Origin of the sequence: Actinoplanes sp. KI2 (assembly GCF_025630775.1) — a bacterium.
In the GTDB taxonomy this organism is placed as follows: Bacteria; Actinomycetota; Actinomycetes; order Mycobacteriales; family Micromonosporaceae; genus Actinoplanes.
In genome coordinates, this window is record NZ_JAOSZE010000061.1 from 1 (window position 1) to 24,839 (window position 24,839).

25 protein-coding genes are annotated in these 24,839 nt (G+C 71.3%); 13 read left to right on the plus strand and 12 right to left on the minus strand.

Translation table 11 applies throughout. The features are described 5' to 3' along the window. Window position 1 precedes the first annotated feature (1 nt). Together ODJ79_RS41495 and ODJ79_RS41500 are read right to left on the minus strand one after the other, a co-directional pair. The gene (locus tag ODJ79_RS41495) at window positions 2-811 is read right to left on the minus strand and encodes a M23 family metallopeptidase (RefSeq protein WP_263029209.1); all 810 of its coding nucleotides are present in this window, start codon (window positions 809-811) and stop codon (window positions 2-4) included. Between the two features lie 121 nt (window positions 812-932). Beyond that, complete coding sequence (locus ODJ79_RS41500; RefSeq protein ID WP_263029210.1) at window positions 933-1,673, minus strand: M23 family metallopeptidase; 741 nt, start codon at window positions 1,671-1,673, stop codon at window positions 933-935. A gap of 381 nt (window positions 1,674-2,054) precedes the next feature. Between ODJ79_RS41500 and ODJ79_RS41505 the strand changes: the two genes are divergently transcribed. The 8 genes from ODJ79_RS41505 to mdh all read left to right on the plus strand — a co-directional run bounded on the left by ODJ79_RS41505 (window position 2,055) and on the right by mdh (window position 10,281). Further along, complete coding sequence (locus ODJ79_RS41505; RefSeq protein ID WP_263029211.1) at window positions 2,055-2,459, plus strand: cobalamin B12-binding domain-containing protein; 405 nt, start codon at window positions 2,055-2,057, stop codon at window positions 2,457-2,459. 433 nt (window positions 2,460-2,892) lie between these two features. Further along, complete coding sequence (gene sucC, locus ODJ79_RS41510) at window positions 2,893-4,071, plus strand: ADP-forming succinate--CoA ligase subunit beta (protein WP_411267425.1); 1,179 nt, start codon at window positions 2,893-2,895, stop codon at window positions 4,069-4,071. A gap of 4 nt (window positions 4,072-4,075) precedes the next feature. Continuing rightward, window positions 4,076-4,957 carry a succinate--CoA ligase subunit alpha gene (gene sucD, locus ODJ79_RS41515; protein ID WP_263029213.1) on the plus strand — a complete coding sequence of 294 codons (882 nt, stop codon included), beginning with the start codon at window positions 4,076-4,078 and terminating at the stop codon, window positions 4,955-4,957. A 98-nt stretch (window positions 4,958-5,055) separates the two neighbouring features. Beyond that, window positions 5,056-6,426 carry a DUF6350 family protein gene (locus ODJ79_RS41520; RefSeq protein WP_263029214.1) on the plus strand — a complete coding sequence of 457 codons (1,371 nt, stop codon included), beginning with the start codon at window positions 5,056-5,058 and terminating at the stop codon, window positions 6,424-6,426. A 30-nt stretch (window positions 6,427-6,456) separates the two neighbouring features. After that, a complete protein-coding gene (purN, locus tag ODJ79_RS41525) occupies window positions 6,457-7,074 on the plus strand; it encodes a phosphoribosylglycinamide formyltransferase (RefSeq protein WP_263029215.1) in 618 nt (205 codons plus the stop codon). Further along, window positions 7,071-8,621 carry a bifunctional phosphoribosylaminoimidazolecarboxamide formyltransferase/IMP cyclohydrolase gene (gene purH / locus ODJ79_RS41530; protein ID WP_263029216.1) on the plus strand — a complete coding sequence of 517 codons (1,551 nt, stop codon included), beginning with the start codon at window positions 7,071-7,073 and terminating at the stop codon, window positions 8,619-8,621. Before purN ends, purH begins: the two co-directional genes overlap by 4 nt. A gap of 7 nt (window positions 8,622-8,628) precedes the next feature. Next, window positions 8,629-9,225 carry a pentapeptide repeat-containing protein gene (locus ODJ79_RS41535; RefSeq protein ID WP_263029217.1) on the plus strand — a complete coding sequence of 199 codons (597 nt, stop codon included), beginning with the start codon at window positions 8,629-8,631 and terminating at the stop codon, window positions 9,223-9,225. 105 nt (window positions 9,226-9,330) lie between these two features. Then, the gene (gene mdh, locus ODJ79_RS41540; RefSeq protein WP_263029218.1) at window positions 9,331-10,281 is read left to right on the plus strand and encodes a malate dehydrogenase; all 951 of its coding nucleotides are present in this window, start codon (window positions 9,331-9,333) and stop codon (window positions 10,279-10,281) included. A 137-nt stretch (window positions 10,282-10,418) separates the two neighbouring features. Here mdh and ODJ79_RS41545 read toward each other — a convergent pair whose 3' ends face one another. Then, window positions 10,419-11,219, minus strand: a complete 801-nt coding sequence (locus tag ODJ79_RS41545) for an MBL fold metallo-hydrolase (protein ID WP_263029219.1) — start codon at window positions 11,217-11,219, stop codon at window positions 10,419-10,421. Between the two features lie 149 nt (window positions 11,220-11,368). Here ODJ79_RS41545 and ODJ79_RS41550 point away from each other — a divergent pair, with 149 nt between their 5' ends. The 3 genes from ODJ79_RS41550 to ODJ79_RS41560 all read left to right on the plus strand — a co-directional run bounded on the left by ODJ79_RS41550 (window position 11,369) and on the right by ODJ79_RS41560 (window position 14,601). Further along, window positions 11,369-12,583, plus strand: a complete 1,215-nt coding sequence (locus ODJ79_RS41550) for an NADP-dependent isocitrate dehydrogenase (protein WP_263029220.1) — start codon at window positions 11,369-11,371, stop codon at window positions 12,581-12,583. A 455-nt stretch (window positions 12,584-13,038) separates the two neighbouring features. Beyond that, entirely contained in the window at window positions 13,039-13,956 is a 918-nt protein-coding gene (locus ODJ79_RS41555; RefSeq protein WP_263029221.1) for a GlxA family transcriptional regulator, read from the plus strand. Window positions 13,957-13,968: 12 nt separating this feature from the next. After that, a complete protein-coding gene (locus tag ODJ79_RS41560; protein ID WP_263029222.1) occupies window positions 13,969-14,601 on the plus strand; it encodes a DJ-1/PfpI family protein in 633 nt (210 codons plus the stop codon). Window positions 14,602-15,014: 413 nt separating this feature from the next. Here ODJ79_RS41560 and ODJ79_RS41565 read toward each other — a convergent pair whose 3' ends face one another. From ODJ79_RS41565 to ODJ79_RS41585, 5 genes are all read right to left on the minus strand, one after another. Then, window positions 15,015-15,548: a DinB family protein gene (locus tag ODJ79_RS41565; RefSeq protein WP_263029223.1), complete on the minus strand. Its 534-nt coding sequence runs from the start codon at window positions 15,546-15,548 to the stop codon at window positions 15,015-15,017. A 44-nt stretch (window positions 15,549-15,592) separates the two neighbouring features. Further along, complete coding sequence (gene galT / locus ODJ79_RS41570; protein ID WP_263029224.1) at window positions 15,593-16,681, minus strand: galactose-1-phosphate uridylyltransferase; 1,089 nt, start codon at window positions 16,679-16,681, stop codon at window positions 15,593-15,595. Next, the gene (locus tag ODJ79_RS41575) at window positions 16,678-17,454 is read right to left on the minus strand and encodes a DeoR/GlpR family DNA-binding transcription regulator (protein WP_263029225.1); all 777 of its coding nucleotides are present in this window, start codon (window positions 17,452-17,454) and stop codon (window positions 16,678-16,680) included. The genes galT and ODJ79_RS41575 overlap by 4 nt, the downstream gene beginning before the upstream one ends. A gap of 84 nt (window positions 17,455-17,538) precedes the next feature. Beyond that, complete coding sequence (locus tag ODJ79_RS41580) at window positions 17,539-18,453, minus strand: glycosyltransferase family 2 protein (protein WP_263029226.1); 915 nt, start codon at window positions 18,451-18,453, stop codon at window positions 17,539-17,541. Next, entirely contained in the window at window positions 18,450-19,385 is a 936-nt protein-coding gene (locus tag ODJ79_RS41585) for a sulfotransferase (RefSeq protein ID WP_263029227.1), read from the minus strand. Before ODJ79_RS41585 ends, ODJ79_RS41580 begins: the two co-directional genes overlap by 4 nt. 62 nt (window positions 19,386-19,447) lie before the next feature. Between ODJ79_RS41585 and ODJ79_RS41590 the strand changes: the two genes are divergently transcribed. Continuing rightward, window positions 19,448-20,293, plus strand: coding sequence for a WecB/TagA/CpsF family glycosyltransferase (locus ODJ79_RS41590; RefSeq protein WP_263029228.1), 846 nt, complete (start codon window positions 19,448-19,450; stop codon window positions 20,291-20,293). A 23-nt stretch (window positions 20,294-20,316) separates the two neighbouring features. Next, a complete protein-coding gene (locus tag ODJ79_RS41595; RefSeq protein WP_263029229.1) occupies window positions 20,317-20,697 on the plus strand; it encodes a glyoxalase in 381 nt (126 codons plus the stop codon). On the opposite strand, the gene ODJ79_RS41600 is transcribed toward ODJ79_RS41595, so the two are convergent. From ODJ79_RS41600 to ODJ79_RS41615, 4 genes are read right to left on the minus strand one after another with little or no spacing between them, the layout of a single operon-like run. Next, window positions 20,687-21,682 carry a glycoside hydrolase family 26 protein gene (locus ODJ79_RS41600; RefSeq protein ID WP_263029230.1) on the minus strand — a complete coding sequence of 332 codons (996 nt, stop codon included), beginning with the start codon at window positions 21,680-21,682 and terminating at the stop codon, window positions 20,687-20,689. The genes ODJ79_RS41595 and ODJ79_RS41600 overlap by 11 nt on opposite strands. Beyond that, complete coding sequence (locus ODJ79_RS41605) at window positions 21,675-22,409, minus strand: class I SAM-dependent methyltransferase (RefSeq protein ID WP_263029231.1); 735 nt, start codon at window positions 22,407-22,409, stop codon at window positions 21,675-21,677. Before ODJ79_RS41605 ends, ODJ79_RS41600 begins: the two co-directional genes overlap by 8 nt. Beyond that, window positions 22,406-23,962 (minus strand): polysaccharide biosynthesis C-terminal domain-containing protein, encoded by a 1,557-nt coding sequence (locus ODJ79_RS41610; protein WP_263029232.1) that lies wholly within the window; start codon window positions 23,960-23,962, stop codon window positions 22,406-22,408. The genes ODJ79_RS41605 and ODJ79_RS41610 overlap by 4 nt, the downstream gene beginning before the upstream one ends. Beyond that, window positions 23,959-24,837 carry a sulfotransferase domain-containing protein gene (locus ODJ79_RS41615; protein WP_263029233.1) on the minus strand — a complete coding sequence of 293 codons (879 nt, stop codon included), beginning with the start codon at window positions 24,835-24,837 and terminating at the stop codon, window positions 23,959-23,961. Before ODJ79_RS41615 ends, ODJ79_RS41610 begins: the two co-directional genes overlap by 4 nt. Between the last annotated feature and the right edge of the window lie 2 nt (window positions 24,838-24,839).

The window sequence follows — 24,839 nt, forward strand, 5'->3', positions numbered from 1 at the left end:
TCTAGGTCAGCGGTACGCAGCCGGGGATGTCGACGCCGTGCTCGTGCATCCACCGGGTCGGCTCGATCGGGTGCTGGTAGTAGCCCTGGTGCACCTCGAAGTGCAGGTGGGGGCCGGTGGCGTCGCCGGTCTCGCCCTCCTTGCCGATCTGCTGGCCGGCCGCGACGTGCTGCCCGACCTTCACGGTGATCAGCGACAGGTGGCCGTAGTGGGTGAGGTACCCGTTGCCGTGGTCGATCAGCACCGCGTTGCCGTACCCCTCGGCCACGCCGGCCCGGACCACGACCCCGGCTCCGGCCGCGACGATCGGCGAGCCGTTCGGGGCGGCCAGGTCGACACCCTCGTGCATCCGTCCCCAGCGCGGACCGAAGCAGGAGGTCACCGTGGCGGTGGGGTCGGGGTTGACCCAGGCGGCGCGGGCGGCCGCGGCGGCCATGCCCGGGCGGGCCTTCGGCTGTACGCGGTCGGCGGCGGCCCGGAGCGGTAGCGCGGGTGGGCTCCAGGGCGTCGCGGTGGGCTCGCGGCCGGTGTCGGTGCTCGGCGCGACGCTCGGGTTCGACTCGGCGGCCGGCAGCGCTTCCGACGCGTGATGGGTGGCGGCCGCGGCGGCGCTTCCGCCCGCGACGCCGACGACGAGGGCCGCGCCGAGGGTGGCGGTCAGCGCGATCTGGCCGTGCTTGTCGGAGAGGGGGAGGACGGCGGCGAGGTGGGTGCTCGGGAGGGCGGCGGCGAAGGAGGCGCGTGGGGCGCGGTGCCGGTGCAGATTTTCGCCGCGGTGCCGGCCGACGTGGCGTGGCGGGGTGAGAGGCACGCGGCGAACCCTCCAGGCAGACGAAACCGACCGACTTCTGCCTGGTCGGTTTCACCCGGGAGGGTGTTGAGAGGAACGAGACGCCGCCACCGAACGGCAACCGGGAACGACCCGGGGGAGATCAGGACGCGGCGGCGGCCATGCCGGCGTACACCGACTCGACCTGGAGCTTGATGTCGACGCCGCGATCGCGGAGGTACGGGATGGGGTCGCAGGGCTGGCCGTTGACGTGCACCTCGAGGTGCAGGTGCGTCCCGTACGACGCGCCGGTGTTGCCGACCTCGCCGATCACCTGGCCGGCCTTGACCTGGTCGCCCACGTGCACCAGCACGCGCCGGGAGTGGGCGTAGATGACCTCGGTGCCGTCCTGGTTCTTCACGGTGATCGTGTAGCCGTAGCCGCCGTAGTAGCCCGCCTGGGTCACCTGCCCGGCGTGCACCGCCTTGTACGGCATGCCCTCGGGCGCGGCCAGGTCGACGCCAGCGTGCAGTTTGCCCCAGCGGATCCCGTACGGCGAGGTGAAGGTGTAGTCGTCGAGCGGGAGAAGCCAGATGTCGTTGGCCGCCTCGTCGGCGCTGACCTTGGTCTTGCTGACCGCGCTCCGGTCCTCGCCACGGGAGGCCGCGTTGTGGCTGTCGCGGGCGTTCAGGGCGTCCGCGGCGACGTGCGCGCTCTCCAGGCCCTGCAGCACGTCGGGGTTGACGGCCTTCTGGTCGGGCAGGTTGGAGGCGGCGCCGATGGCGACCACTCCGGCGCCGATGAAGGCGGCGGTGGTGACAACCGCATAGCGGCTGCGGGGAGGGGTGGGTACGCGGCGTCGGCCGCGATACCGGTCGGGCTCAGACGACAAGCGCTGGCGCACGAACAACCCTCCGTCGGTGGCATTACGTCGGACCTGGCCGTTCTCCAGATAATTCCTGGTGAACGTCGGTGGTCCGTGCTGTCGGATCGGCGTTAACCGGTTGACAGCCGGGAGCCACGGTAACGAAACGGCTGCCGTGTCACAAGTCGCAGCGCCAAATCGCTGACAGTTCCTCGTCCGTATTGCGCGGCTAATGCCCGAATTTGGGGACGTGCCATGCACGCTCTGTAATGGACGGGGAAACGTAACGTCAGATCACTCTGAATACATTTCTGGTCACCCAAGGTGATCGCCAGTTGCCGGAACCTCACTACCCAGGCCCGGGGTGGCAGGTTACCGTTCGTTCAGGACGATGGCGTTCGCCGGACACGGAGGGTCGTTATGCAGGCACGGATCAGGGTGGTCGTGGCCAAGCCCGGGTTGGACGGGCATGACCGGGGCGCCAAGGTGGTGGCCCGCGCCCTGCGTGACGCGGGTATGGAGGTCGTGTACACCGGTCTGCACCAGACCCCGGAGCAGATCGTCGAGACCGCCATTCAGGAGGACGCCGACGCGATCGGTTTGTCCGTCTTGTCGGGAGCGCACATGACGCTGTTCCGCCGCGTCGTCGAACTGCTGGCGGAACGCGATGCAAGCGACGTCGTGGTATTCGGCGGAGGCATCATTCCGGCCGACGACATTGTCGAATTGGAGGCCCTGGGGGTCGCCAAGATTTTCACTCCGGGGGCGACCACCGCATCCATCATCGAATGGGTACGCGCCAATGTGACGACGCCGGTCGCATAACGCAAGGGGAGAGGCCGGACGCACCCCTCACACGTCCGGCCTCTCTATGCGCGATGCCCCGCCGCCACCCCTCGACCGACAGGGCATCGGCCGTCTCGCATTCGGTTCGCCGTAGCGCACCGACATCACTCTCAACGACGCCTTACCTGCCCGGTTACGACCGTCGTCCGACCTTTTTCTCGCGGCCCGCGGGCCGCGCCGTACGGGAAGATCGATGTGTTTGTTGTGCTCCGTGGGGCCGGTGGTGTGCGGTCTTGCACACCTCGCACCCGCCGCTGCATGGCGCTCCCGCAGGTCGCTAGTCTGCGGATGAAGGCCCCGTAGGGCCGGGTCAATCTTCACGCCGGCGACGCCAGCACGGCCGCCGCGCACACAGGTCGGGACGCAATGGTGCGGCTTGCCGGCGCTTGGCGTCGCGAGCGAAAGGAGACACGTGGACCTGTTCGAGTATCAGGGGCGTGACCTGTTCGAACGGCACGGGCTGCCCGTGCTGGGCGGCGGTGTCGCCGAGACCCCGCAGGAGGCCCGCGCGATCGCGGAGCGGCTCGGCGGCAAGGTCGTCGTCAAGGCTCAGGTGAAGGTCGGCGGCCGTGGCAAGGCCGGCGGCGTGAAGCTGGCCGACGGGCCGGACGAGGCCGAGGCGCGCGCCGCCGACATCCTGGGCATGGACATCAAGGGCCACACGGTCGGAAAGGTGATGCTGGCCGAGACGGCCGACATCAAGGAGGAGTACTACTTCTCCTACCTGCTCGACCGCGCCAACCGCACCTTCCTCTGCATCGCCAGCGTCGCCGGCGGTATGGAGATCGAGCAGGTGGCCGAGGAGCAGCCCGATCGAGTAGCCAAGATCGCCATCGACGCCAGCAAGGGTGTCGACCAGGCGAAGGCCCGCGAGATCGTGACCGCCGCGCAGTTCCCGGCCGAGGTGGCCGACCAGGTCGTCGACATCGCCGTGAAGCTGTGGCAGGCCTTCGTGGCCGAGGACGCCACGCTGGTCGAGGTCAACCCCCTCGCGAAGGTCGGCGACAGCCGGGTGCTGGCGCTCGACGCCAAGGTCACGCTGGACGAGAACGCGTCGTTCCGGCACCCCGACCACGAGGCGCTGGTCGACCAGTCCGCGGTGGACCCGCTGGAGCAGGCGGCCAAGGCCAAGAACCTCAACTACGTCAAGCTCGACGGCGAGGTCGGCATCATCGGCAACGGCGCCGGCCTGGTCATGTCCACCCTCGACGTGGTGGCGTACGCGGGCGAGCGGCACGGCGGCGTCAAGCCGGCCAACTTCCTCGACATCGGCGGCGGCGCGAGCGCCCAGGTGATGGCGAACGGCCTGGAGATCGTGCTCGGGGACCCGGCGGTCAAGTCGGTCTTCGTGAACGTCTTCGGCGGCATCACCGCCTGCGACGCGGTCGCCAACGGCATCGTCCAGGCCCTCGCCCTGCTCGCCGAGCGCGGCGAGACGGTCACCAAGCCGCTCGTGGTGCGCCTCGACGGCAACAACGCCGAGGCTGGCCGCGCCATCCTCGACGGCGCGAACAACCCGCTGGTCCAGCGGGTGGACACGATGGACGGAGCGGCCGAGCGCGCCGCCGAGCTCGCGGCTGCGGGGAAGTGACGTAATGGCGATCTGGCTCACCAAGGACTCGAAGGTCATCGTCCAGGGCATCACCGGCTCCGAGGGCTCCAAGCACACCAAGCGGATGCTCGCCGCGGGCACCAACGTGGTCGGCGGCGTGAACCCGCGCAAGGCGGGCACCACGGTCGACTTCGACGGCACCTCGCTGCCGGTCTTCGCGACCGTGGCCGAGGCGATGAAGGAGACCGGCGCCGACGTGTCGGTCATCTTCGTGCCGCCGGCGTTCACCAAGGCCGCCGTGGTCGAGGCGATCGAGGCCGAGATCCCGCTCGCCGTGGTGATCACCGAGGGCGTGCCGGTGCAGGACTCGGCCGCGTTCTGGGCGCTCAACGTCGAGCGGGGGCAGAAGACCCGGATCATCGGGCCGAACTGCCCGGGCATCGCGTCGCCCGGCGCGTCGAACGCCGGGATCATTCCGGCCGACATCACCCCGGCCGGCCGCATCGGCCTGGTCAGCAAGAGCGGCACGCTGACCTACCAGATGATGTACGAGCTGCGGGACATCGGCTTCTCGACCTGCGTCGGCATCGGTGGTGACCCGATCATCGGCACCACCCACATCGACGCGCTCAAGGCGTTCCAGGACGACCCGGACACCGACGCGATCGTGATGATCGGTGAGATCGGCGGCGACGCCGAGGAGCGGGCCGCCGAGTTCATCAAGGCGAACGTCACCAAGCCGGTGGTCGGCTACATCGCCGGCTTCACCGCCCCGCCCGGCAAGACCATGGGCCACGCCGGCGCGATCATCTCGGGCTCGGCGGGCACCGCGGACGCCAAGAAGGCGGCCCTCGAGGCCGTCGGGGTCAAGGTCGGCAAGACGCCGAGCGAGACCGCGCGGCTCATGCGCGAGGTCATGAGCTGATTGAGGTACGTGTGATTTCGGCGCGCCGCCCCTTGTTCGGCGGCGCGCCGTCGCATCTGCGTCGCCGCTCGCCCGCCGGCGTGGAAAAGTAGGCGGCGATGCCGACCCCTGCCGACCGTCCCGAGGACTCGGACGACCCGTTCGCGGTCGCCGAGGCGACGCTCGACGCCCGGCCGACGGTGCCGCTCGAGCGCCCGACCGGGCCGGTCGAGGTCGAGGAGCGGCCCACGGTTCTGGTGGACGAGCAGACCCTGGGCCGGCGCCCGACGGTCAAGGTGCCCGCCCAGCGCCGCCCGCCCCGGCCCGCCCGGCGCGCCCCGCTGCCGGTCGCGGTCGCCTTCGCCACGGCCTGGGCCGCGGCCCTCTGCTACCTGCCGGTGGCCGCCGTCATCGGACTGGCCCGCACCCTCGAGGGCGAGGGCGGGCTCGGCGGCGCCGCGCACGCCGGGCTGGCCGGCTGGCTGCTCGGCCACGGTGTGCCGATCGGCACCTCGATCGGCCCGCTCGGGCTGCCGCCGTTGCTGCTCACCATGCTGATCGTGTGGCGGCTGAACCGGGCCGGCCTGCACGTCACCCGTGCGATCGGGGCCCGGCGCTCCGGCAAGGTCGGTGACACGCTGCTGGCGGCCTTCGGCATCGCCCTGACGTATGCGCTGCTCGGCTCGGTGGCCGCGCTGGCCGTCGACGGCAAGGGCACCGAGGTCGCCCCGGCCCGGGCCGCGATCAACTTCTTCGTCCTGGGCCTGCTCGGCGCGCTGGCCGGGGCGCTGCGCGGCACCGACGCGCTGAGTGCCCTGGCCCGGCACACTCCGGGCGCGCTGCGCGCCGGGGTGCGCACCGGCGCGATGGCGGCGCTGTTCCTGCTGGCGGCCGGCGCCGCGGTCACCGGCCTGTCGGTGGCGATCGGCGGCGGGCAGGCCGCGGACACCATCGCGGCGTACCGGACGGGGGTCGCCGGGCAGGCCGGGATCACCCTGCTCAGCCTCGCGTACGGGGCGAACGCGGCGGTGTGGGCCGCGGCGTACCTGCTCGGTCCGGGCTTCGCGCTGGGCACCGGCTCGGCGATCCGGCTGACCGAGGTGACCGCCGGGCCGCTGCCGACGCTGCCGCTGCTGGCCGGCCTGCCGGACGGCCCGATGGGCGCGGCCGGCACGGCGCTGCTCGCCGTGCCGGTGGTGGCCGGGGCGGCGGCCGGCTGGCTGCTCACGCTGCGGCTCAACCGCGCCGGCGACCAGGACGGTCCGCCGTGGTCGCAGGTGCTCGGCGGCGGGCTGCTCGCCGGGCCGGCCGCCGGGCTGGTGCTCGCGGCACTGTGCCGGGCGTCCAGCGGGCCGCTGGGCGACGGGCGGCTGGCCACCATCGGCGCCGATCCGTGGCAGGTCGGGCTGATGGCGACGGTCGTGCTCGGCGTCTCGGCGGCGATCGGGGCGGCCGCCGCGCGTACCTTCGGGCCCCGCCCCAAGGCGTAGTAGCGCCGCTCACAGCGATAGGGTGCTGGGGTGACCGACCCCGCGCCAGCCCGCCTGGTCGTCCTCGTCTCCGGATCAGGCAGCAACCTTCAGGCCCTGCTCGACGCGACCGCCGACCCCGCCTACGGCGCGCGGGTCGTCGCCGTCGGCGCCGACCGGGACGGCATCGCCGGCCTCGACCGGGCCGCCGCCGCCGGGCTGCCCACGTTCGTCGATGCGGTAAAGGCGTACGAGACGCGCGCCGACTGGGACGCCGCCCTCACCGCCCACGTCGCCGAGCACAAGCCCGACCTGGTGATCTCGGCGGGTTTCCTCAAACTGGTCGGCCCCGCGTTCCTGGCCGCGTTCGGCGATCGCTACCTCAACACGCACAACGCGCTGCTGCCGTCCTTCCCGGGCATTCACGGCCCGCGGGACGCGCTGGCGTACGGCGTGAAGGTCGCCGGGGCCACTCTCTTCTTCGTGGACGCCGGTGTCGACACCGGCCCGATCATCGCCCAGGTGGCCGTCCCCGTGCTCGACGACGACACGGAGGAGACGCTCACCGAGCGCATCAAGGTGGCCGAGCGCGCCCAACTGGTCGACCAAGTCGGCCGCCTGGTCCGCGAGGGCTGGACGATTGAGAACAGGAAGGTACGCATTCCATGACCGGCCGTCGCCAGATCAAACGGGCGCTGCTCAGCGTCTACGACAAGACCGGCCTCGTCGAGCTCGCCCGGGCGCTGCACGCGGCGGGCGTCCAGCTCGTCTCGACCGGCTCGACCGCGTCCACCATCGAGGCCGACGGCCTGCCGGTGACCCGGGTCGAGGAGCTGACCGGCTTCCCCGAGTGCCTGGACGGCCGGGTCAAGACGCTGCACCCGCGGGTGCACGCCGGCCTGCTCGCCGACCTGCGGCTCGACACCCACCAGCGGCAGCTGGCCGAGCTCGAGGTCGAGCCGTTCGACCTGCTGGTGAGCAACCTGTACCCGTTCACCGAGACGGTGGCCTCGGGCGCGAACGTCGACGAGTGCGTCGAGCAGATCGACATCGGCGGTCCGGCGATGGTGCGGGCGGCCGCGAAGAACCATCCCTCGGTGGCCGTGGTGACGGCCGTCCAGGCGTACCCCCTGATCCTGGAGGCCTTGCAGGACGGCGGCTTCACGCTCGCGCAGCGCAAGCACCTCGCGGCCCGGGCCTTCGCCGACATCGCCGAGTACGACGTGGCCGTCGCCAACTGGTGCGCGACCACGCTCGACCCGCAGGAGTGGCCGGAGTTCGCCGGTCTCGCATTGAAGCGGGAAGCCGCGCTGCGCTACGGGGAAAACCCGCACCAGCAGGCCGCGCTCTACGTGGACCAGGCCGCGCCGGCCGGGCTCGCCCAGGCCGAGCAGCTGCACGGCAAGGAGATGTCCTACAACAACTACGTCGACGCGGACGCCGCCTGGCGCAGCGCCAACGACTTCCCCGACCCGTGCGTGGCGATCATCAAGCACGCCAACCCGTGCGGCATCGCGGTCGGCGCCGACGTGGCCGAGGCGCACCGCAAGGCGCACGACTGCGACCCGGTCTCGGCGTTCGGCGGCGTGATCGCGGTGAACCGCGAGGTGACCGTCGAGCTGGCCGCCCAGGTCGCCGAGATCTTCACCGAGGTGATCGTCGCGCCGTCGTTCGCGGCCGGCGCGCTCGAGCTGCTGCGCGAGAAGAAGAACCTGCGCGTGCTGCTCGCCCCGGCGTGGAACCCGCCGCCTGCCGAGATCAAGCAGGTCGGCGGTGGCGTGCTGGTGCAGATGTCCGACCGGATCGACGCCCCCGGCGACGACCCGGCCAACTGGGAGCTCGCCACCGGCGCGCCGGCCTCGCCCGAGGTCCTCGCCGACCTGGTCTTCGCCTGGCGGGCGATCCGCAGCGTGAAGAGCAACGCGATTCTGCTGGCGCACGAGGGTGCGGCCGTCGGTATCGGGATGGGCCAGGTCAACCGGGTCGACTCGGCGCGGCTGGCGGTCGAGCGGGCCGGGGCCGAGCGGGCCAAGGGCAGCGTGGCGGCCTCCGACGCGTACTTCCCGTTCCCGGACGGGCTCGAGGTGCTGATCGCCGCCGGGATCACCGCGGTGGTGCAGCCGGGCGGCTCGATCCGGGACAGCCTGGTGATCGAGGCGGCGGCGAAGGCGGGCCTGACCGTCTACCTGACCGGCACCCGGCACTTCTACCACTGATTCCCCGATGACCGACCTGGTGCAGGACCAGACCTTCGCGGGCGCCGACTGGGCGCTCGAGGAGGTCGCCGGTGTCCGCTACGAGGACTGCGCTTTCCACGACGTCGACTGGTCCGAGGCGCGGCTCACCGGCTGCGTCTTCACCCACTGCACCTTCGGCAACGTCCGGTTCAACGCGGCCACCCTCGACCGGGTGGCGATCCTGCAGTCGACGCTCGAGCGCTGCAACTTCTTCGACGCCGCGCTGATCGGCTGCAAGCTGACCGGCAGCCAGTTCGTCGACTGTGGGCTGCGGCCGCTGACCGTGGACGGCGGCGACTGGGGCTTCGTGGCGCTGCGCGGGCAGAACCTGACCGCGGCGAAGCTGGGCGGCCTGCGGTTGCGGGAGGCGGACCTGACGGGCGCCGATCTGACCCGGGCCGACCTGCGCGGGGCCGACCTGGCCGGGGCGCGGCTCAAGGACGCCGTACTCAAGGGCGCCGATCTGCGCGGCGCCGATCTCGACCGGATCGAGCTGCGGGGCGTCGACCTCGGCGGCGCCAAGATCGACCTGGCGCAGGCCGCGCTGTTCGCCTCCGCGTACGGCGCGATCGTCTCGGCCTGAGCCCGAAGTGGCTTACTTCGCGTTCAGCCGACCGGCGGGAAACGCCCCGTTAACCGACTGATACGGTCCGGAAAAGTGGCCCCGGAGACTGGGAGTGAGAGAGCTATGGGCAAGAAGGTAACCGTCGTAGGCGCCGGTTTCTACGGCTCGACGACGGCGCAGCGTCTGGCCGAGTACGACATCTTCGACACCGTGGTGCTCACCGACATCATCGACGGCAAGCCGGCCGGCCTCGCCCTCGATCTCAACCAGTCCCGGCCGATCGAGGGCTTCGAGACCACGGTCGTGGGTGTCACCACCGGCCCGAACGGCGAGGGCTACGAGGCGATCGAGGGCTCGGACGTCGTGGTCGTCACCGCCGGCCTGCCGCGCAAGCCCGGCATGAGCCGGATGGACCTGCTCGAGGTCAACGCGAAGATCGTCCGCCAGGTCGCCGAGAACATCGCGAAGTACGCGCCCAACGCCGTGGTCATCGTGGTGTCCAACCCGGTCGACGAGATGACCGCGCTGGCCCAGATCGCCACCCAGTTCCCGAAGAACCGGGTCTTCGGCCAGGCCGGCGTGCTGGACACCGCCCGCTTCACCAACTCGATCGCCGAGACCCTCGCGGTGCCGGTGAAGAGCGTCAAGGCGCTCACCCTCGGCTCGCACGGCGACACCATGGTGCCGGTCCCCTCGCGCTGCACGGTCGACGGCAAGCCGCTGTCCGACCTGCTTCCGGCCGAGAAGATCGAGGAGCTCGTGGTCCGCACCCGCAACGGCGGCGCCGAGGTGGTCGCGCTGCTCAAGACCGGTTCGGCGTACTACGCGCCGTCGGCGGCCGCGGCCCGGATGGCCAAGGCGGTCATCGAGGACTCCGGCGAGACCCTCCCGGTCTGCGCCTGGGTCGACGGCGAGTACGGCATCTCCGGCGTGTACCTGGGCGTCGAGGCGCAGATCGGCCGGGACGGCATCAAGCGGGTCGTCGAGGAGAAGCTGACCGACTCCGAGGTCGCCGGTCTCAAGGAGGCGGCCGAGGCGGTCCGCGCCAAGCAGGCGGACGTCGCGAACCTCTGACAGCTCTTACGGAAAGGGCCGGGGCGATGCGCCCCGGCCCTTTCTTGCTGCAGCTGCCGGTCTTGCTGCAGCTGCCGGTCTTGCTGCAGCTGCCGGTCTTGCTGCAGCTGCCGGTCTTGCTGCAGCCGCCGGTCTTGTTACAGCCGCCGGAACGCCTCGCCCAGATGGGAGACGGCCAGTGTCATGCCTCGGGCGGCCGCCTCCCCGACGACCCGCCTGCGGGTGGCCCGGGCCTGATCGGGGTCCATGTCGCTCGCATAGGCCAGCTCGGGGTCGAGCAGCTGAATCATGTGGACGGCCAGGTCACCGGCGACCAGCAGGCTCTCGTCGCCGTCCTCGGCCAGCACCGACTGATGGCCGGGGGTGTGACCCGGCGTAGCGACGACGCGGACCCCCTCGGCGACCGGCGCGTCGCCGGCCAGCACCTGCAGGCGGCCCTGGGCCAGCAGCGGCTCGATCAGCACGTCGTACTGGCCGGCCTGGTCTCTGTTCGCCTTGTACACATCCACATCGGCCTGCTGCACGACGACGCGGGCCCCGGTGAACGGGGAGTCGTGCGGGACGGCCCAGCCCACGTGGTCGTTGTGCAGGTGGGTCAGGACGATCGCGGTGACCTCGGCGGGGGCGATGCCGGCCGCCGCGAGCTCGGCGGGGAGGTGGCCGGGGACGGGGGCCCAGTCGGCGGCCAACGAGCCGGCCGGCCCGATGCCCGCGTCGACCAGGGTGACCGGGCCGTCGGCCACCCGAATCGCGTAGCTGCGGAAGCGCAGCCACCACTCGCCGGACGACGTCACGGCGGCCGGATCGGCCGCGTCGGCGGTGGCCCACTGCTCAGGCGTCGCATCGGGGAACGCCTCGGCACGAGGCAGGAAGAACGGGCCGGCGGCATCCTCCAGGGCGACGATCGTGAGCTTTCCGGCGCGGTGGGTCAGCGGCATGGGGAGATTCTGTCGCGTGCGTGGCTCGTCGTGCGTGTCCATTTGCCAAGCTGTGGATAACGCCAGGTCGGGGGCGGTCGACGATCTTTCCCGGCCGGGCAGTACGCTCGTACTGCTAAACACGATTTTCGGGAGAGGAGCGCCGGCCGATGGCGAAGATCAAGGTCACAAACCCGGTCGTGGAGCTCGACGGCGACGAGATGACCCGGATCATCTGGAAGCAGATCCGGGAGCAGCTGATCCTGCCCTACCTCGATGTCCCCCTCGAGTACTACGACCTGTCGATCCAGCACCGCGACGAGACCGACGACCAGGTGACGATCGATGCGGCCAACGCCATCAAGCGGCACGGCGTCGGCGTGAAATGCGCCACGATCACACCGGACGAGGCGCGGGTCGACGAGTTCGGCCTCAAGAAGATGTGGCGCTCGCCGAACGGCACGATCCGCAACATCCTCGGCGGCGTGGTCTTCCGCGAGCCGATCATCATGTCGAACGTACCGAGGCTGGTACCCGGCTGGACCAAGCCGATCATCATCGGCCGGCACGCGCACGGCGACCAGTACAAGGCGACCGACTTCGTGGCCCCCTCGGCCGGCACGCTCACCATGACCTTCACGCCGCAGGACGGCTCGGAGCCGATCGAGCTGCACGTCGCCGACTTCCCGGCCGGCGGCGTCGGCATGGGCATGTACAACTTCGACGAGTCGATCCGCGACTTCGCGCGCGCCTCGTTCCGGTACGGCCTGGCCCGCAACTACCCGGTCTACCTCTCCACCAAGAACACGATCCTGAAGGCGTACGACGGCCGGTTCAAGGACCTGTTCGCCGAGATCTTCGAGACCGAGTTCGCCGAGGACTTCCGCAAGGCCGGGCTCACGTACGAGCACCGGCTGATCGACGACATGGTCGCCGCCGCGCTGAAGTGGGAGGGCGGCTACGTCTGGGCCTGCAAGAACTACGACGGCGACGTGCAGTCCGACACCGTGGCCCAGGGCTTCGGCTCACTCGGCCTGATGACCAGCGTGCTGATGACGCCGGACGGCCGGACCGTCGAGGCCGAGGCCGCGCACGGCACGGTCACCCGGCACTACCGCCAGTGGCAGAAGGGCGAGAAGACGTCGACCAACCCGGTCGCGTCGATCTTCGCCTGGACCGGCGGCCTCAAGCACCGCGGCGTGCTCGACGGCACCCCCGAGGTCAGCCAGTTCGCCGAGGCGCTCGAGCAGGTCTGCGTCGAGACGGTCGAGGGCGGCCAGATGACCAAGGACCTCGCGCTGCTGATCTCGCGCGACGCCCCCTGGCTCAGCACCGACGAGTTCATGAACGCCCTGGACGAGAATTTGGCGCGCAAACTCAGCTGAGCTGGCTGGTGCTGCGGGGCGTTTGGTTGCGGTCGACCAGGTGAGTCGCGTGGGGGTCTGTCCCGTGTGGCTGTGCCGGCTGGTGTCGCGGGGCGTTTGGTTGCGGTTGGCCGGGTGAGTCACGTGGGTTGACTGTCCCGTGCGGCTGAGCTGGCTGGTGTCGCGGGGCGTTTGGTTGCGGTTGGCCGGGTGAGTCACGTGGGGGGACTGTCCCGTGCGGCTGAGCTGGCTGGCTTCGCTTCGCTCCGCGGGCGATCGCCCCCTTGAGGCTGATGAGGAGAGGCCGGTTTTCGGTACCGCAAACCCCGCGGTGCCGAAAATCGGCCTCTCCTCATCAGCGGGGCGATCGCGGGCCGTTCCCTGATGGGGAGTCCCCAGTAAAAGGGGGTCTGGGTGGCGTAAAAGGTGGGATCTTTGTCGTTGCGGTCATTGTGGGGCGCCGCGACGATCGAGGCATGGGTCACCACGTGCAGGTTGTGCTCTTTGACGGGGTGCAGAGCCTTGATGTGACGGGTCCGGTGGAGGTTTTCAGCTACGCCGGTGGCTATCGCGTGACGACCGCCAGCATTGGCGGTGCGGCCGTGCGCACGTCGAGCGGGCTGCACATAATGCCTGATCACGCTTTATCGGATAAGTCGGACACGCTGATCGTTCCGGGCGGCGAGGGCACCCGTGAGCCGCCCGCCGACCTGGTCGCCTGGCTCCGCGCCCACGGCGACAAACCCGGGCGCGTCATGTCCGTCTGCACCGGCGCCTTCCTTCTCGCCGAGGCCGGCCTCCTCGACGGCCGCAGGGCCACCACCCACTGGCTGTACTGCGAGACGCTGCGCAGCCGCCACCCCAAGGTCGACGTCGACCCCGAGCCGATCTTCATCCGGGACGGCCGGATCGCCACCTCGGCCGGCGTCACCACCGGCATCGACCTCGCGCTCGCCCTGGTCGAGGAGGACCGCGGCCGCGACGTCGCGCTCGCCATCGCCCGCGGGCTGGTCATGTTCCTGCGCCGGCCGGGCGGGCAGAGCCAGTTCAGCGCCCCGCTCTCCGGCCAGGTCGCGCACCGCGAGCCGGTGCGCGACGTCCAGCGGCTGATCGCCGAGCATCCCGAGGCCGACCTCTCGGTGCCCGCGCTCGCCGCCGCCGCGAGCCTCTCGCCCCGGCAGTTCAGCCGGGCGTTCACCGCCGAGACCGGGGTTTCGCCGGGTCGCTATGTCGATCGCGTACGCCTGGAAACCGCCCGCCGCCTCCTGGAGGACACCGCCGACGGGGTGGCCGAGGTGGCCCGCAAGGCCGGCTACGGCACCGCCGAGGCCATGCGCCGCGCCTTCCGGCAGGCCCTCGACGTCTCCCCGGCCGAGTACCGCCGCCGCTTCTAAAGGAGCCGAACCATGAAGACCACGATCCTGCTGTACGACCGGATGACCGCCCTCGACGCGGTAGGTCCCTACGAGGTGCTCAGCCGATTCCCCGGCAACGAGGTGCTGTTCGTCGCCGATCGGGCCGGCCCGGTGCGCACCGACACCGGCTTCCTGACGCTGGTCGCCGACGCGTCCCTGGACGAGGCGCCCGCGGCCGACATCATCCTGGTGCCGGGCGGCTTCGCGCCGCCGCTGCGGACGGGCCCGGTGCACGAGTGGCTGCGCGCCGCGGACGCCGCCTCGACCTGGACCACCTCGGTCTGTGTCGGCTCGCTCGTCCTGGGCGCGGCCGGCCTGCTGGCGGGGCGCCGGGCGACCTCGCACTGGATGACGCTGGACAACCTGACCGGGTACGGCGCGATGCCGGCCGCCGAGCGGGTGGTCATCGACGGCAAGTACGCCACCGCGGCCGGCGTCTCGGCGGGCATCGACCTGGCGCTGACGCTGGTCGGCGAGATCGCCGGCCCGGAGGCGGCGATGGCCATCCAACTGGGCATCGAGTACGACCCGGCGCCGCCCTTCGAGGCCGGCTCGCCGGCGAAGGCGCCGGACCCGATCGTCGCCTTCCTCCGCGAGAACCGCGACCTAGTTGTCCGACTTTAAACCTATGCGGCAAATCGCACGGTTATTCCCGTAACCTGTGGTTCTGGCCGTCGTTTTTCCCAGCGAAACGGACGCTGGTCGTGTCGCCGAGGGCTCTTCGCCCAAACCGATGGCCGCCTTGTCCCGGGCGCCGCTCGGTTCCCCCCGGATTGCCGGACGCGGTCAGCGCCTTCCTGCGGGGGGCCTTGTCCCAGGCCCCCCGCCCTCTACTGGCTGGCTCCGCTTCGCTCCGCGGGCGATCGCCCCTTTCAGGCCGATGAGGAGTCAGCCGATTTCCCGGCGTCGCACACCCCGCGACGACGGGAAATCGACTGCCTCCTCATCGGCGGGGCGATCGCGGGCCGTTGAGTGATACGGGGCACCCTGCAGATCGCGACTGAGGTGGGAGGTCCCGGAGATCGCGGTGGTGGTGGCTATTGGCCGATTCGGCCGTCTATTCGCTCGCGTAGGAAGTCGGCGTGGCCGTTGTGGCGGGCGTACTCCTCGATCATGTGGACCAGCACCTCGCGCAGGGCCAGGCCGCCGTCGCCGACGTAGCCGAGGTCGTCGATCGAGTCGACGTAGTCCTCGGCGAAGGCGATCTCGGACCGCCAGGTCGCGAACGCCTCGTCGACCACCGCGGGGTCGGCGATCGCACCGTGGAAGTCGAAATCGTGGTCGTCGGGCAGGCGGTAGTGGCGCTGCGCCTGGAAGCCTGCCATGTGCACCCGGAACCAGTTCTGCTCGACCCGGGCCATGTGGCGCACGAGCCCGAGCAGCGACATCGGCGACGGCTCGACCGCCCTGGCGGCCAGCTCCGAAGCGTCCAGGTCGGCGCATTTCAGCTCGAGCGTCAGCCGCTGGTCGCGGAGGTAACCGATGAGCGTGTCCCGCTCGCCGGTGAAGCCGCCGTCGGTGCGCGGGTCGTCCTCCGGCGTGACGAACATGTTGGACCAGGCGAATCCCATAACTCCGACCCTCTAGGAAGGAATCATGGTTGGCAACCGTGCTTTCAGAGGGAACGAAGGGTCTTCGCGGCCCTTTCCGGGACGACGTCGTTGACGAAGGCGCCCATCGCGGACTCCGAGCCGGCCAGGAACTTCAGCTTGTCGGCGGCGCGGCGGATGCTGAACAGCTGCAGGTGCAGGTAGCCCAGCTCGCGCCCCTCGCCCACCACCGCCTGGTGCCAGGCCGAGATGTACGGCATCGGCTTGCCGAACAGCGCGTCGAAGCGCCGCAGCACGTCGAGGTAGAGCGGCCCGAACGCGTCCCGCTCCTCGTCGGAGAGGGCCGGGATGTCCGGCACCTTGCGGTGCGGCGCCAGTTGCACCTCGTACGGCCAGCGGGACGCCGCCGGGACGTAGGCCGTCCAATGCTCGTTGGACGCGACCACCCGCACGCCCGCCGCCCGCTCGGCCGCGAGCACGTCGGTGTACAGGTCGCGACCGGTCCGGTCCCGGTAGCGGCCGGCCGCCCGCAGCATCTGCTGGGTGCGCGGCGGCACGGTCGGGTACGCGTAGATCTGCCCGTGCGGGTGATGCAGGGTCACGCCGATCTCGACGCCCCGGTTCTCGAACGGGAAGACCTGGGCCACGCCGGTGAGCGCCGACATCTCGGCGGTGCGGTCGGCGAGCACGTCGACGACCGTACGCACCCGGGACGGCGCGAGCTTGCCGAACGAGCCGTTGTGGTCGCTGGTGAAGCAGATGACCTCGCAGCGGCCGACCCCGGCGCGCACCGGCACCTGGTCGGTCAGGGACGTGATCTCGTCGGGTTGGAGGCGGTCGCTGAACGACGGGAACTGGTTCTCGAAGACCACCACGTCGTAGTCGGGCGCCGGGATCTCGCTGGCGAACGACGGGCTCGACGGGCAGAGCGGGCAGGCGTCGCTGGGCGGCAGGAACGTCCGGGTGTGTCGGTGCGCGGCGACCGCGACCCACTCGTCGATCAGCGGGTCGTAGCGCAGCTGAGAGGTGGGCGGCGGGGGCGGCAGCTGCCGGGTGTCCGGGTACTCCGCCCGGTGGACCTGCGCCTCCTCGTTGAAGTAGACCAGCTCGCGGCCGTCGGAGAGGCGGATCGCCTGGCGGCTCTTGAAGGTCACTGCGCGCTCACCATCACCAGCTCGGGCACCGTCTCTTCCAGCAGGGATCGGGCCTGCTCGTCCAGGCCGTCGTCGGTGATCAGCACGTCGGCGCGCTCCAGCGGGACGATCGAGGAGATGCCGACCGTGCCCCACTTGGTGTGGTCGGCGAGCACGACCAGGCGCTCGGCCGCCTCGACCAGCGCACGGTTGACGTCCGCTTCCATCAGGTTGGGGGTGGTGTAGCCGGCGCGCTCGCTCATCCCGTGCACGCCGAGGAAGAGCATGTCCAGGTGCAGGGTGCCGATCGCGGCGACGGCGACCGGGCCGACCAGGGCGTCCGACGGGGTCCGCGTCCCGCCGGTGAGCACCACGGTCTGGTCGGGGCGGCCGGCGCGGTAGAAGACGTCGGCCACCGGGATCGAGTTGGTGACGACGGTCAGCGAGGGCAGGTCGACCAGCCGCTGGGCGAGGCCCGCGGTGGTGGTGCCGGCCGAGAGCGCGATCGCGTCGCCGGGCGAGACCAGCGAGGCGGCGTGCATGGCCATGGCCGCCTTCTCCGCGCGCTGGCGGACGGACTTGGCGGCGAAGCCGGGCTCGTGCGCGGAACCGGGGCTCACCGTGGTGGCGCCACCGTGTACCTTCGCCAGGAGGCCCCGGTCGGCCAGCGACTCCAGGTCACGGCGGATGGTCATGTCGGAGACGCCGTACTCGGTGGCCAGCTCACTGACCCGGACGCCGCCGGCGGCCCGGACCCGGTCGAGGATGGCGGCCTGGCGTTGTTGGGCAAGCATTAAGGCATCCGCACTATTTCGAACACGCCCGAACATTACCTTGCGATCGGGCGTGATGGAAAGAGTGGGTTGGCTAGAGGGGTCTCAGATGCCCCGCCCTCGCTTGTGCAGCGCCGAGAGAACATTTTCGACCTTGACCGCCCCGGTCATCGCGGCCAGGGCGATCGCCGTCCGCGGCTCCTTCCAGTTCGCGCGCACGGCCTCCTTGCTGAACTTCCAGGCCTGGCTGCGGTTCCCGCTCGCGGCCGACCAGCAGGCGAGCTGCCCGTAGACGCGGGCCGCGCCGGGCTTGCATCCGCCGATCTCCGGGTGCCGCTGCATCATCCATCGCAGCGACGAAATCTTGGTGGCGTACTCGTACGCATAGTGCGAGCTCCGCCCCCAGAGCACGCGCACCAGCGGCTCGTCCAGGTGCACGATCGGCGCCCGGCGGGCGGCCCGCAGCAGCAGGTCCCAGTCCTCGTTCTGGCTGCCCGGCGCGTCCTCGGCGACCAGGCCGATCGCGTCCGGGGCCAGCGCCTCGCGGCGGATCAGGAACGACGACGAGTGCAGCATCGCCATCCGGGAGCGGGCCAGCTCGTCGACGGTGACCCGGCTGCGCCCGGCCAGCCGGGGCGTACACCGGCCCTCGTACTCGACCTCGATCGCACATGTCGCCATCTCGGCGTCCGGGTCGGCCAGCAGCGCCGCCACCTGCCGGCGCAGCTTGTCCGGCTGCCAGCGGTCGTCGTCGTCGCAGAACGCCACGAGCTCGGTGTCCAGCGCGAGGATGCCGGTGTTGCGGGCACCGGCCAGCCCGGCGGTCCGCGAGTTGGTGAGCACCTGCACCCGGACGCCCACGGTGGCGGCGAGCAGGTCGTCGGGCTCGGCCTGGTCGTACACGAGGAGGACCTTCAGCTCGCCGGGGTAGCGCTGCTCGCGTACCGCGGCGATCGACTTGCGGACGAGCTCCGGCCGGTTGCGGGTGGGGATGACGACCCCCACCGACGGCCAGTTCACCGCGCCACCTCGAGCGGGTTCAGCGGGTAGCCGTAGGCCCGCAGCATCGGGGCGCAGACCGCGCCGACCAGCCGGCGCTGTCGTAACGGGAGGGCGTCCATCCAGGCGTCGTCCCGGCGCAGCGCGAGCCGGCCGACGGTGAACCGCATCGGGTTGCCCGCCGCGCTGTGCCCGACCCGCAGGTCGGCCTGGCCGTCGTGCACGAAGTCCAGGTCGGCCGGGGTGACATCGAGGCCGGCGAAGGTGGCAATGTCGGCGAGCGCGGCCCGCGGGTCGGTCACGAACTCCTCGTACCGGATCCGGCGCACCGCCACGCCGCGGCGGGCGAGCAGGCCGAACGCGGCGTTGTGCGCGGTCCACAGCAGCGCCGAGCGGGCGGGGGAGTAGCGGGTCATCTGCTGGGCGCCGTCGGTCTCCGGCCGCTCCACCGTCTTGGTCCACGAGTACGCGACCCCGCGCGCGTCCCGCACCACGTGCACCACCCGCAGGTCGATCTCGCCCGACCAGCGCAGCACGTGGGCCAGCGCCGAATGCTTGGACGAGTCGACGATGATCCGCGCGCCGGAGACCTCGTGCGCGGCCGAGTAGATCCGGGAGTAGTACTCGGCGTACTCGTGCACCTCCTCGGGGGCCTCGACGGCGGTGGCCAGCCGTGGGATGTGCCGGGTGCGCTCGACCGCGTCGCGCAGGTAGTGCACCCGGTCGACGTCGACGTTGTGCCAGCCGTTGAAGGCGAGCGCGCCGACCCGCCGCCAGAATCCGCAGCCCGAGAAGCGGGCGCCGCAGCCGCAGCGCTCGTCGTCGCGCAGATCTCGCTGCCAGAGGTGGACGACCTCGCCGAGTGCGCACACGCCGGGAAGCTCGCCGAGCAGACGCTCGACGAGCGTTGTCCCGCTACGTCCTAATCCGCCCAGAAATAACACCCGTGCCACTTTGGCCCACCTTCGCTCGTTTCGCTCGTATAACGAGGCAAACACCGTGAAGGAGGCGACAGGTGCCGATCGAGGCTTTCGAGCGGGTCGACCTGGATGGAACAGGTATCGACCGCATCACCGAGGCCGAGGTCGTAGCGGTGGTGCGAGATGCGCTCGCCCATGGCCGTGGGGGGCGGATCGTCACTCCGAACATCGACATCCTGCGCCGGGCGCAGACCGACACCGAGGCGCGCGAGCACCTCGACGACGCCGACCTGATCGTGGCGGACGGCATGCCACTCGTCTGGGCGAGCCGGCTCGGCGGCAACCCGCTGCCGGAGCGGGTGGCCGGCAGCAGCCTGATCTGGTCGCTCTCCGCCGGGCTGGGCCTGGACCGGCGATCGATCTTCGTGATCGGCGGCGATCCGCCTGGCGACGGCGCGGTGCGGGCCGCGAGAGGCGTGGCGCCAGCCGGCGACGGCGCGATGCGAGCCGGCGACGGCGCGGCGCGGGCCGCCGACCGGCTGGCCGCGAGCTGTCCCGGGCTGCGCGTGGCGGGAACGCTCTGCCCGGACTTCGGCTTCGAGCGGGATCCGGCCACGTACGAGCAGTTCTGCGCGAAAGTGATCGACGCGGCGCCGGACCTGGTCTTCGTCGGGCTCGGCTTCCCCAAGCAGGAGCGGATGATCGCCAAGCTGCGGCCGGCGCTGCCGGCCACGTGGTTCATCGGATGCGGTGCGGCGGTCAACTTCGTGGCGGGGGACACCGCCCGGGCGCCGCGCTGGATGCAGCGGACCGGCCTGGAGTGGGCGCACCGGCTGGGCAGCGAGCCGCGCCGGCTGGCCGGTCGCTATCTGCGGCGCGACGCACCGTACGCGCTGAAGCTGCTGGCCCAGGCGCCGGCCCAGCGGGTGCGCAGCCGCTAGCAGTACGGGCGTACTGTATAGGCATGTTCGAGCGTCTGCACCATGTTCAACTGCTCTGCCCGCCCGGCGGCGAAGACGATGCCCGGGCGTTCTACGCCGGGGTGCTGGGCATGGCCGAGCTGGTCAAGCCGCCGGTGCTCGCGGCCCGAGGCGGGTGCTGGTTCCGCGGCGGGGGCTGGGAGGTGCACGTGAGCCCGGTGCCCGGCTTCGCCCCGGAGCGCAAGGCGCATCCGGGCGTACTCGTGAATGGTCTTGATCTGCTCGCGGCGCGGCTGGAGGCCGCCGGTCACCCGGTCGAATGGGATCCGCACTTCCCGGGTCACCGGCGGCTCTACGCGCACGACGCGCACGGCAACCGGCTGGAGTTCCTGGAGCCACTGCGCACGGAAAAGGTCAGGGATTGAAGTAGCTGTCCCGGACCAGGGACTGGAACGCCTTGAATGCGGCCCGGTCGCCGGTCAGCTGGAACTGCTTGGTCGGGCCGCTTCCGTCGGGGTCGGACTCGAAGTAGGCGACCGCCTTGATCTGCGGGTTGGCCTTGAAGGTCCGCTCGGCGTCCGCCAGCCAGGCCGCCCGGCGCTGCGACCCCCACGCCTTGGCCACCCCGAACTCGCCGATGATGATCGGCTTGGGGTGCTGCGCCGCGAACTGCAGGAACGGGCCCATGAGCTCGCCGATCGGCTGGAAGTTCACGCCGGCGTAGACGTCCACGCACGTCCAGTCGACCTGGTCGTCGCCGGGATAGAAGCCGGGCGCATCGCCGCGGAAGAACCCCTCCGCGGTGGGGCACCACACCCAGGAGACGTTGTCCGCGCGCTCCTCGCGGAAGATCGCCCGGACGTACTTCCACGCCGCGATGTAGTCGCCGGCCGACCACATCGTCGCCCGCAGGTTGGGCCGGTCCATCTCCCAGCGCATCCGCAGCAGCACCGGCCGATGGATCTTCCGGATCGCGACGGCCTGCCGGCGGATCAGGTCGTCGTACTCGCCGTCCAGGATGGAGCGGTTGTCGCCGGTGGCCCAGCTGATCATCAGCGTCGCGCCGGTGGCGAGGAACTCCAGGTCCGAGGGGGTGCCGACCGGCTGCTCGAAGCGGCGGTACGTGTTGATGATGCTCAGCCGCCGGCCGAGGTCGCTCTCCAGCGTGTCGACCGCGGCGAGCCGGCCCAGGTGGGTCAGCTCGTCCGGCTTGATCCAGGCGCCGACCAGCGCACCCTTCTCCGGGGCACGCACCGGGCCGCTCTCGAACGGCCCGGGGTCGACCGCGACCGCGGCCGGCTTCTCGGTCAGATCGGGCGGCGGGGGCGGGGTCTGCTTCTTGGGCTCGGACGAGCAGCCGGCCAGCAGCACGACCAGCACCGCGGCCGCGGCCGCCAGCGTCCTACGCATGGGTGCGCCGCGCGGTGTAGAGCACGTTCACCGCGTACCCGTCGCTGCCCGGCACCCGGCGCACGGCGGCGTCGGCGGCCCGGACGAGCGGGTTCCCGTGCAAGGACGGCGTGATCATCGAGAACCCGCGGCGCTCGACGATCTCGAAGCCGTGCCGATCGAGCAGCGACTCCACCTGGTCGTGGGAGAGCTCGGCGAACCAGCGGTCGCCGCGGTGCCGCCGGGCCCGCAGGTGGCGCAGCGAGCCGGCGTTGCCGTGGTTCTCCACCACCAGCACGCCGGCCAGCGGGTCGGGCAGCGCCTTCGCGGCGAACGCCAGCGCCCGGTCGCGGACCGCCTCGTCCACGTTGAGCAGCAGGCGGAACATGGTCACGATCGCCGGGAAGCCGGCCTCCGCCGGGGACGGCACAGGGCCGTCCGCGGCGATCTGATGCCAGTGCGCGTGCGAGCCGACCTCGGCGGCCTTGGCCATCATCGCGGCCGACGTGTCATACCCGTGCGCCTCGCGGACCAGCCCGTGCAGCGTGCGGATCGCCCGGCCGGTGCCGCAGGCGAAGTCGTGCTGCACCGGCGCGCGCGGGCCGAACTCGTGCCGCACCAGCGTGCGCAGGTAGTCGCGCTGCCGCTGGTTGATCTGCGACGCGTAGCTGTCCGGCGCGTACGTGATGTTCTCGTACTTCTCGACCGCCTCGGTGTCCTGGAAGACCTTGGTGTAGTCCGTCGTCAACGGGTTCTCCTTGTGCTCGTGAACGCGTCCAGCGCGAGAGGGCCGCGAAGCAGCCAGACCCCCGCCAGGAAGGTCGGTACGGCCAGTGCGAGACCGGCGAGAGCGCCCACCAGCAGGGGCAGCACGCCGAAGCAGGCCAGCGACAGCAGCGCGGCGGCCCGGGTACCCCGGCCGAAGGGGTGCAGGCCGACGGCCCGGCCGACCTGAACCAGCGGCAGCACGTTGTTCGCGACCATCGCGCAGGCCAGCCCGATCGCCGCGCCGAGCGCCCCGAACCGGGGGATGAGCAGCACGTCCAGGCCGATCGTGACGCCCAGCGCGATCAGCACGTTGACCAGGTTCCAGGAGGTACGCCCGGCCATCGCGAGCACCATGTCGACCATGCCGCAGCCGGTCGCGACCAGCATCGCGCTCGCCAGGATGACCACCACGGCCCGCCCGGCGGTGTAGCCGTCGCCGAACAACCGCAGGTAGAGCGGCGCGAGCTGGATCACCACCAGGTTGATCGGCCAGGTCACCAGCACCAGCCAGCCGGTCGCGGTCTGGTAGAGGTGGTTGGCGTTCGCCCGGTCGCCGATGGTCAGCGCCTCGGCGAGCCGGGGCTGCACCGATTGCGAGATGCCCTGGTTGGCGAACTGGATGAGCACGACGAATCGCCCGGCAACCGCATAGATCGCGGCCGGCGCCAGCCCGCCCAGCGCCGCCACCAGCAGCACGTCCACCCGTTGCAGGGCGAGCTGGGCGACGCTGGCGAGGGCGCGCGGCCCGGTGAAGCGCCAGAAATCCCGGCGCAATCCGCGCCGCTCGACCCGGCGGGTGGTCACCCCGGGCGGTTTGCTCGCGAGATAGAGCTTCCGGATCGCGTACGCCGAGAGCACCGTGACGGGCAGGTAGGGCGCGGCCCACGCGAACGCGAACACCGGCAGGGTGCCGGCCGTCCACAGCGTGGCGACCCCGGCCGCGGCCACCAGCAGCAGTTGCAGGGCGCTGCGGACGATGCGGTCGTAGAGCACGGTCGGGCGCATCATCCGGTAGCCGCGGGTGGCCGTGAGCAGCGCGTCGGTCAGCGCCTGCAGGGGCAGAAACAGCGCCAGCACCCGCAGCCCGGCGGTGTGCGTGCCGACCACCGCACGCGAATCGTGCGCGGTGGCGTGGGCGATCGCCGGCGCGGTCAGCCACAGGCCCACCGCCAGCAGCAGCGACATGCCGATCACCGGGGCCAGCCCGGTGCGCAGGCAGGCGCCGAGCAGCTCGGCGCGGCCGGTGGCGCGCAGCCGGGCCGGCCAGTAGACCAGGCCGGTCTGGGTGCCGAGCTTCGCCAGCCCGCCGGCGAGCACGAACGCGGCCGTGGAGGCGAAGAACGCGCCGGCCTGATCCGGGCCCAGCGAGCGAGCGACGATCCAGGTGACCCCGAAGCCGGTGCCGCCCGCGAGCGCCGAGCCGACCATGTTGGCCAGGCCGCCGCGGGCGACGGCCTTGGTGCCCTCCTCCGCTAACCAATCTGCCTTCAGTCCGGTTAAGGGCGGCGGCGGGGTGGTTGGACGGGCGGTCATGTGCGGCGCCAGACCGGCGTTCGGCTCAGCCAGCGCGCCAGCGCCTCGTCGTGCGACTGGTAGTAGTCGGACAGCTCACGACGCAGCCCGGGGTCCATGTCGGCCTGCCGGGGGCGGGCGTTGTGCCGCTCGAACGGCGGTCGCTCCAGGTAGGTGGGCAGGCCGAGGAACGCGCAGACCTCGTCGTAGACCTCCTCCGGCTCGGTGAAGAACCGCTCGCTCTCCACCACGTGGATCCGCTCCCGGCCCACGTGCTGCGCCATCATGCCCAGGTAGCGGGCGTACTCGCCGCGCGCCCGGTAGGCGTGGTGCTGGTGGGCGAAGCTGTAGTACGACGGGTCGGCGGCCAGCCGCTCCTCCTGCCGGTGCAGCCGGGCCGGCTCGAGCGCGAGCGCCGCGCCGAAGTCCCGTTCGGTCTCGAAGCCGCGGGCCACCTCGTGGTGGTGCTGCGAGTACGCCCGCTCGACCGGGTCGCGCACCAGCACGAGCAGACGCGCGTTGGGCAGGTCGACGGCGATCCGGGCGGCGGCCTGCGGGTGGTACATGTAATACGGGCTCGACTCGAAGGTCTGCACCGGCACGCCGTACCGCTCGGCGACCTTCGCGCCGCGGCGCACCATCGGGAAGTGGGCCTTGTACCAGGACGGACCGCGCTCGTACGACGTGTCGAAGTAGTGCACGCCCTTGTGCAGCACGGCCTTGAGCACCACCGGGTGCGCGGCCAGCGCCCGGTACATCGAGGTCGTCCCGCAGCGCTGGCCGCCGCAGATGAGGAACGACGGGATCATCCGGCCCGGCGCGGTGAGCCGGCCGTACGAGCGGGTGCCCAGGTGCACGACGCGCTTCATCGGGGCCGGCATGTTGCGTACGTCCATCG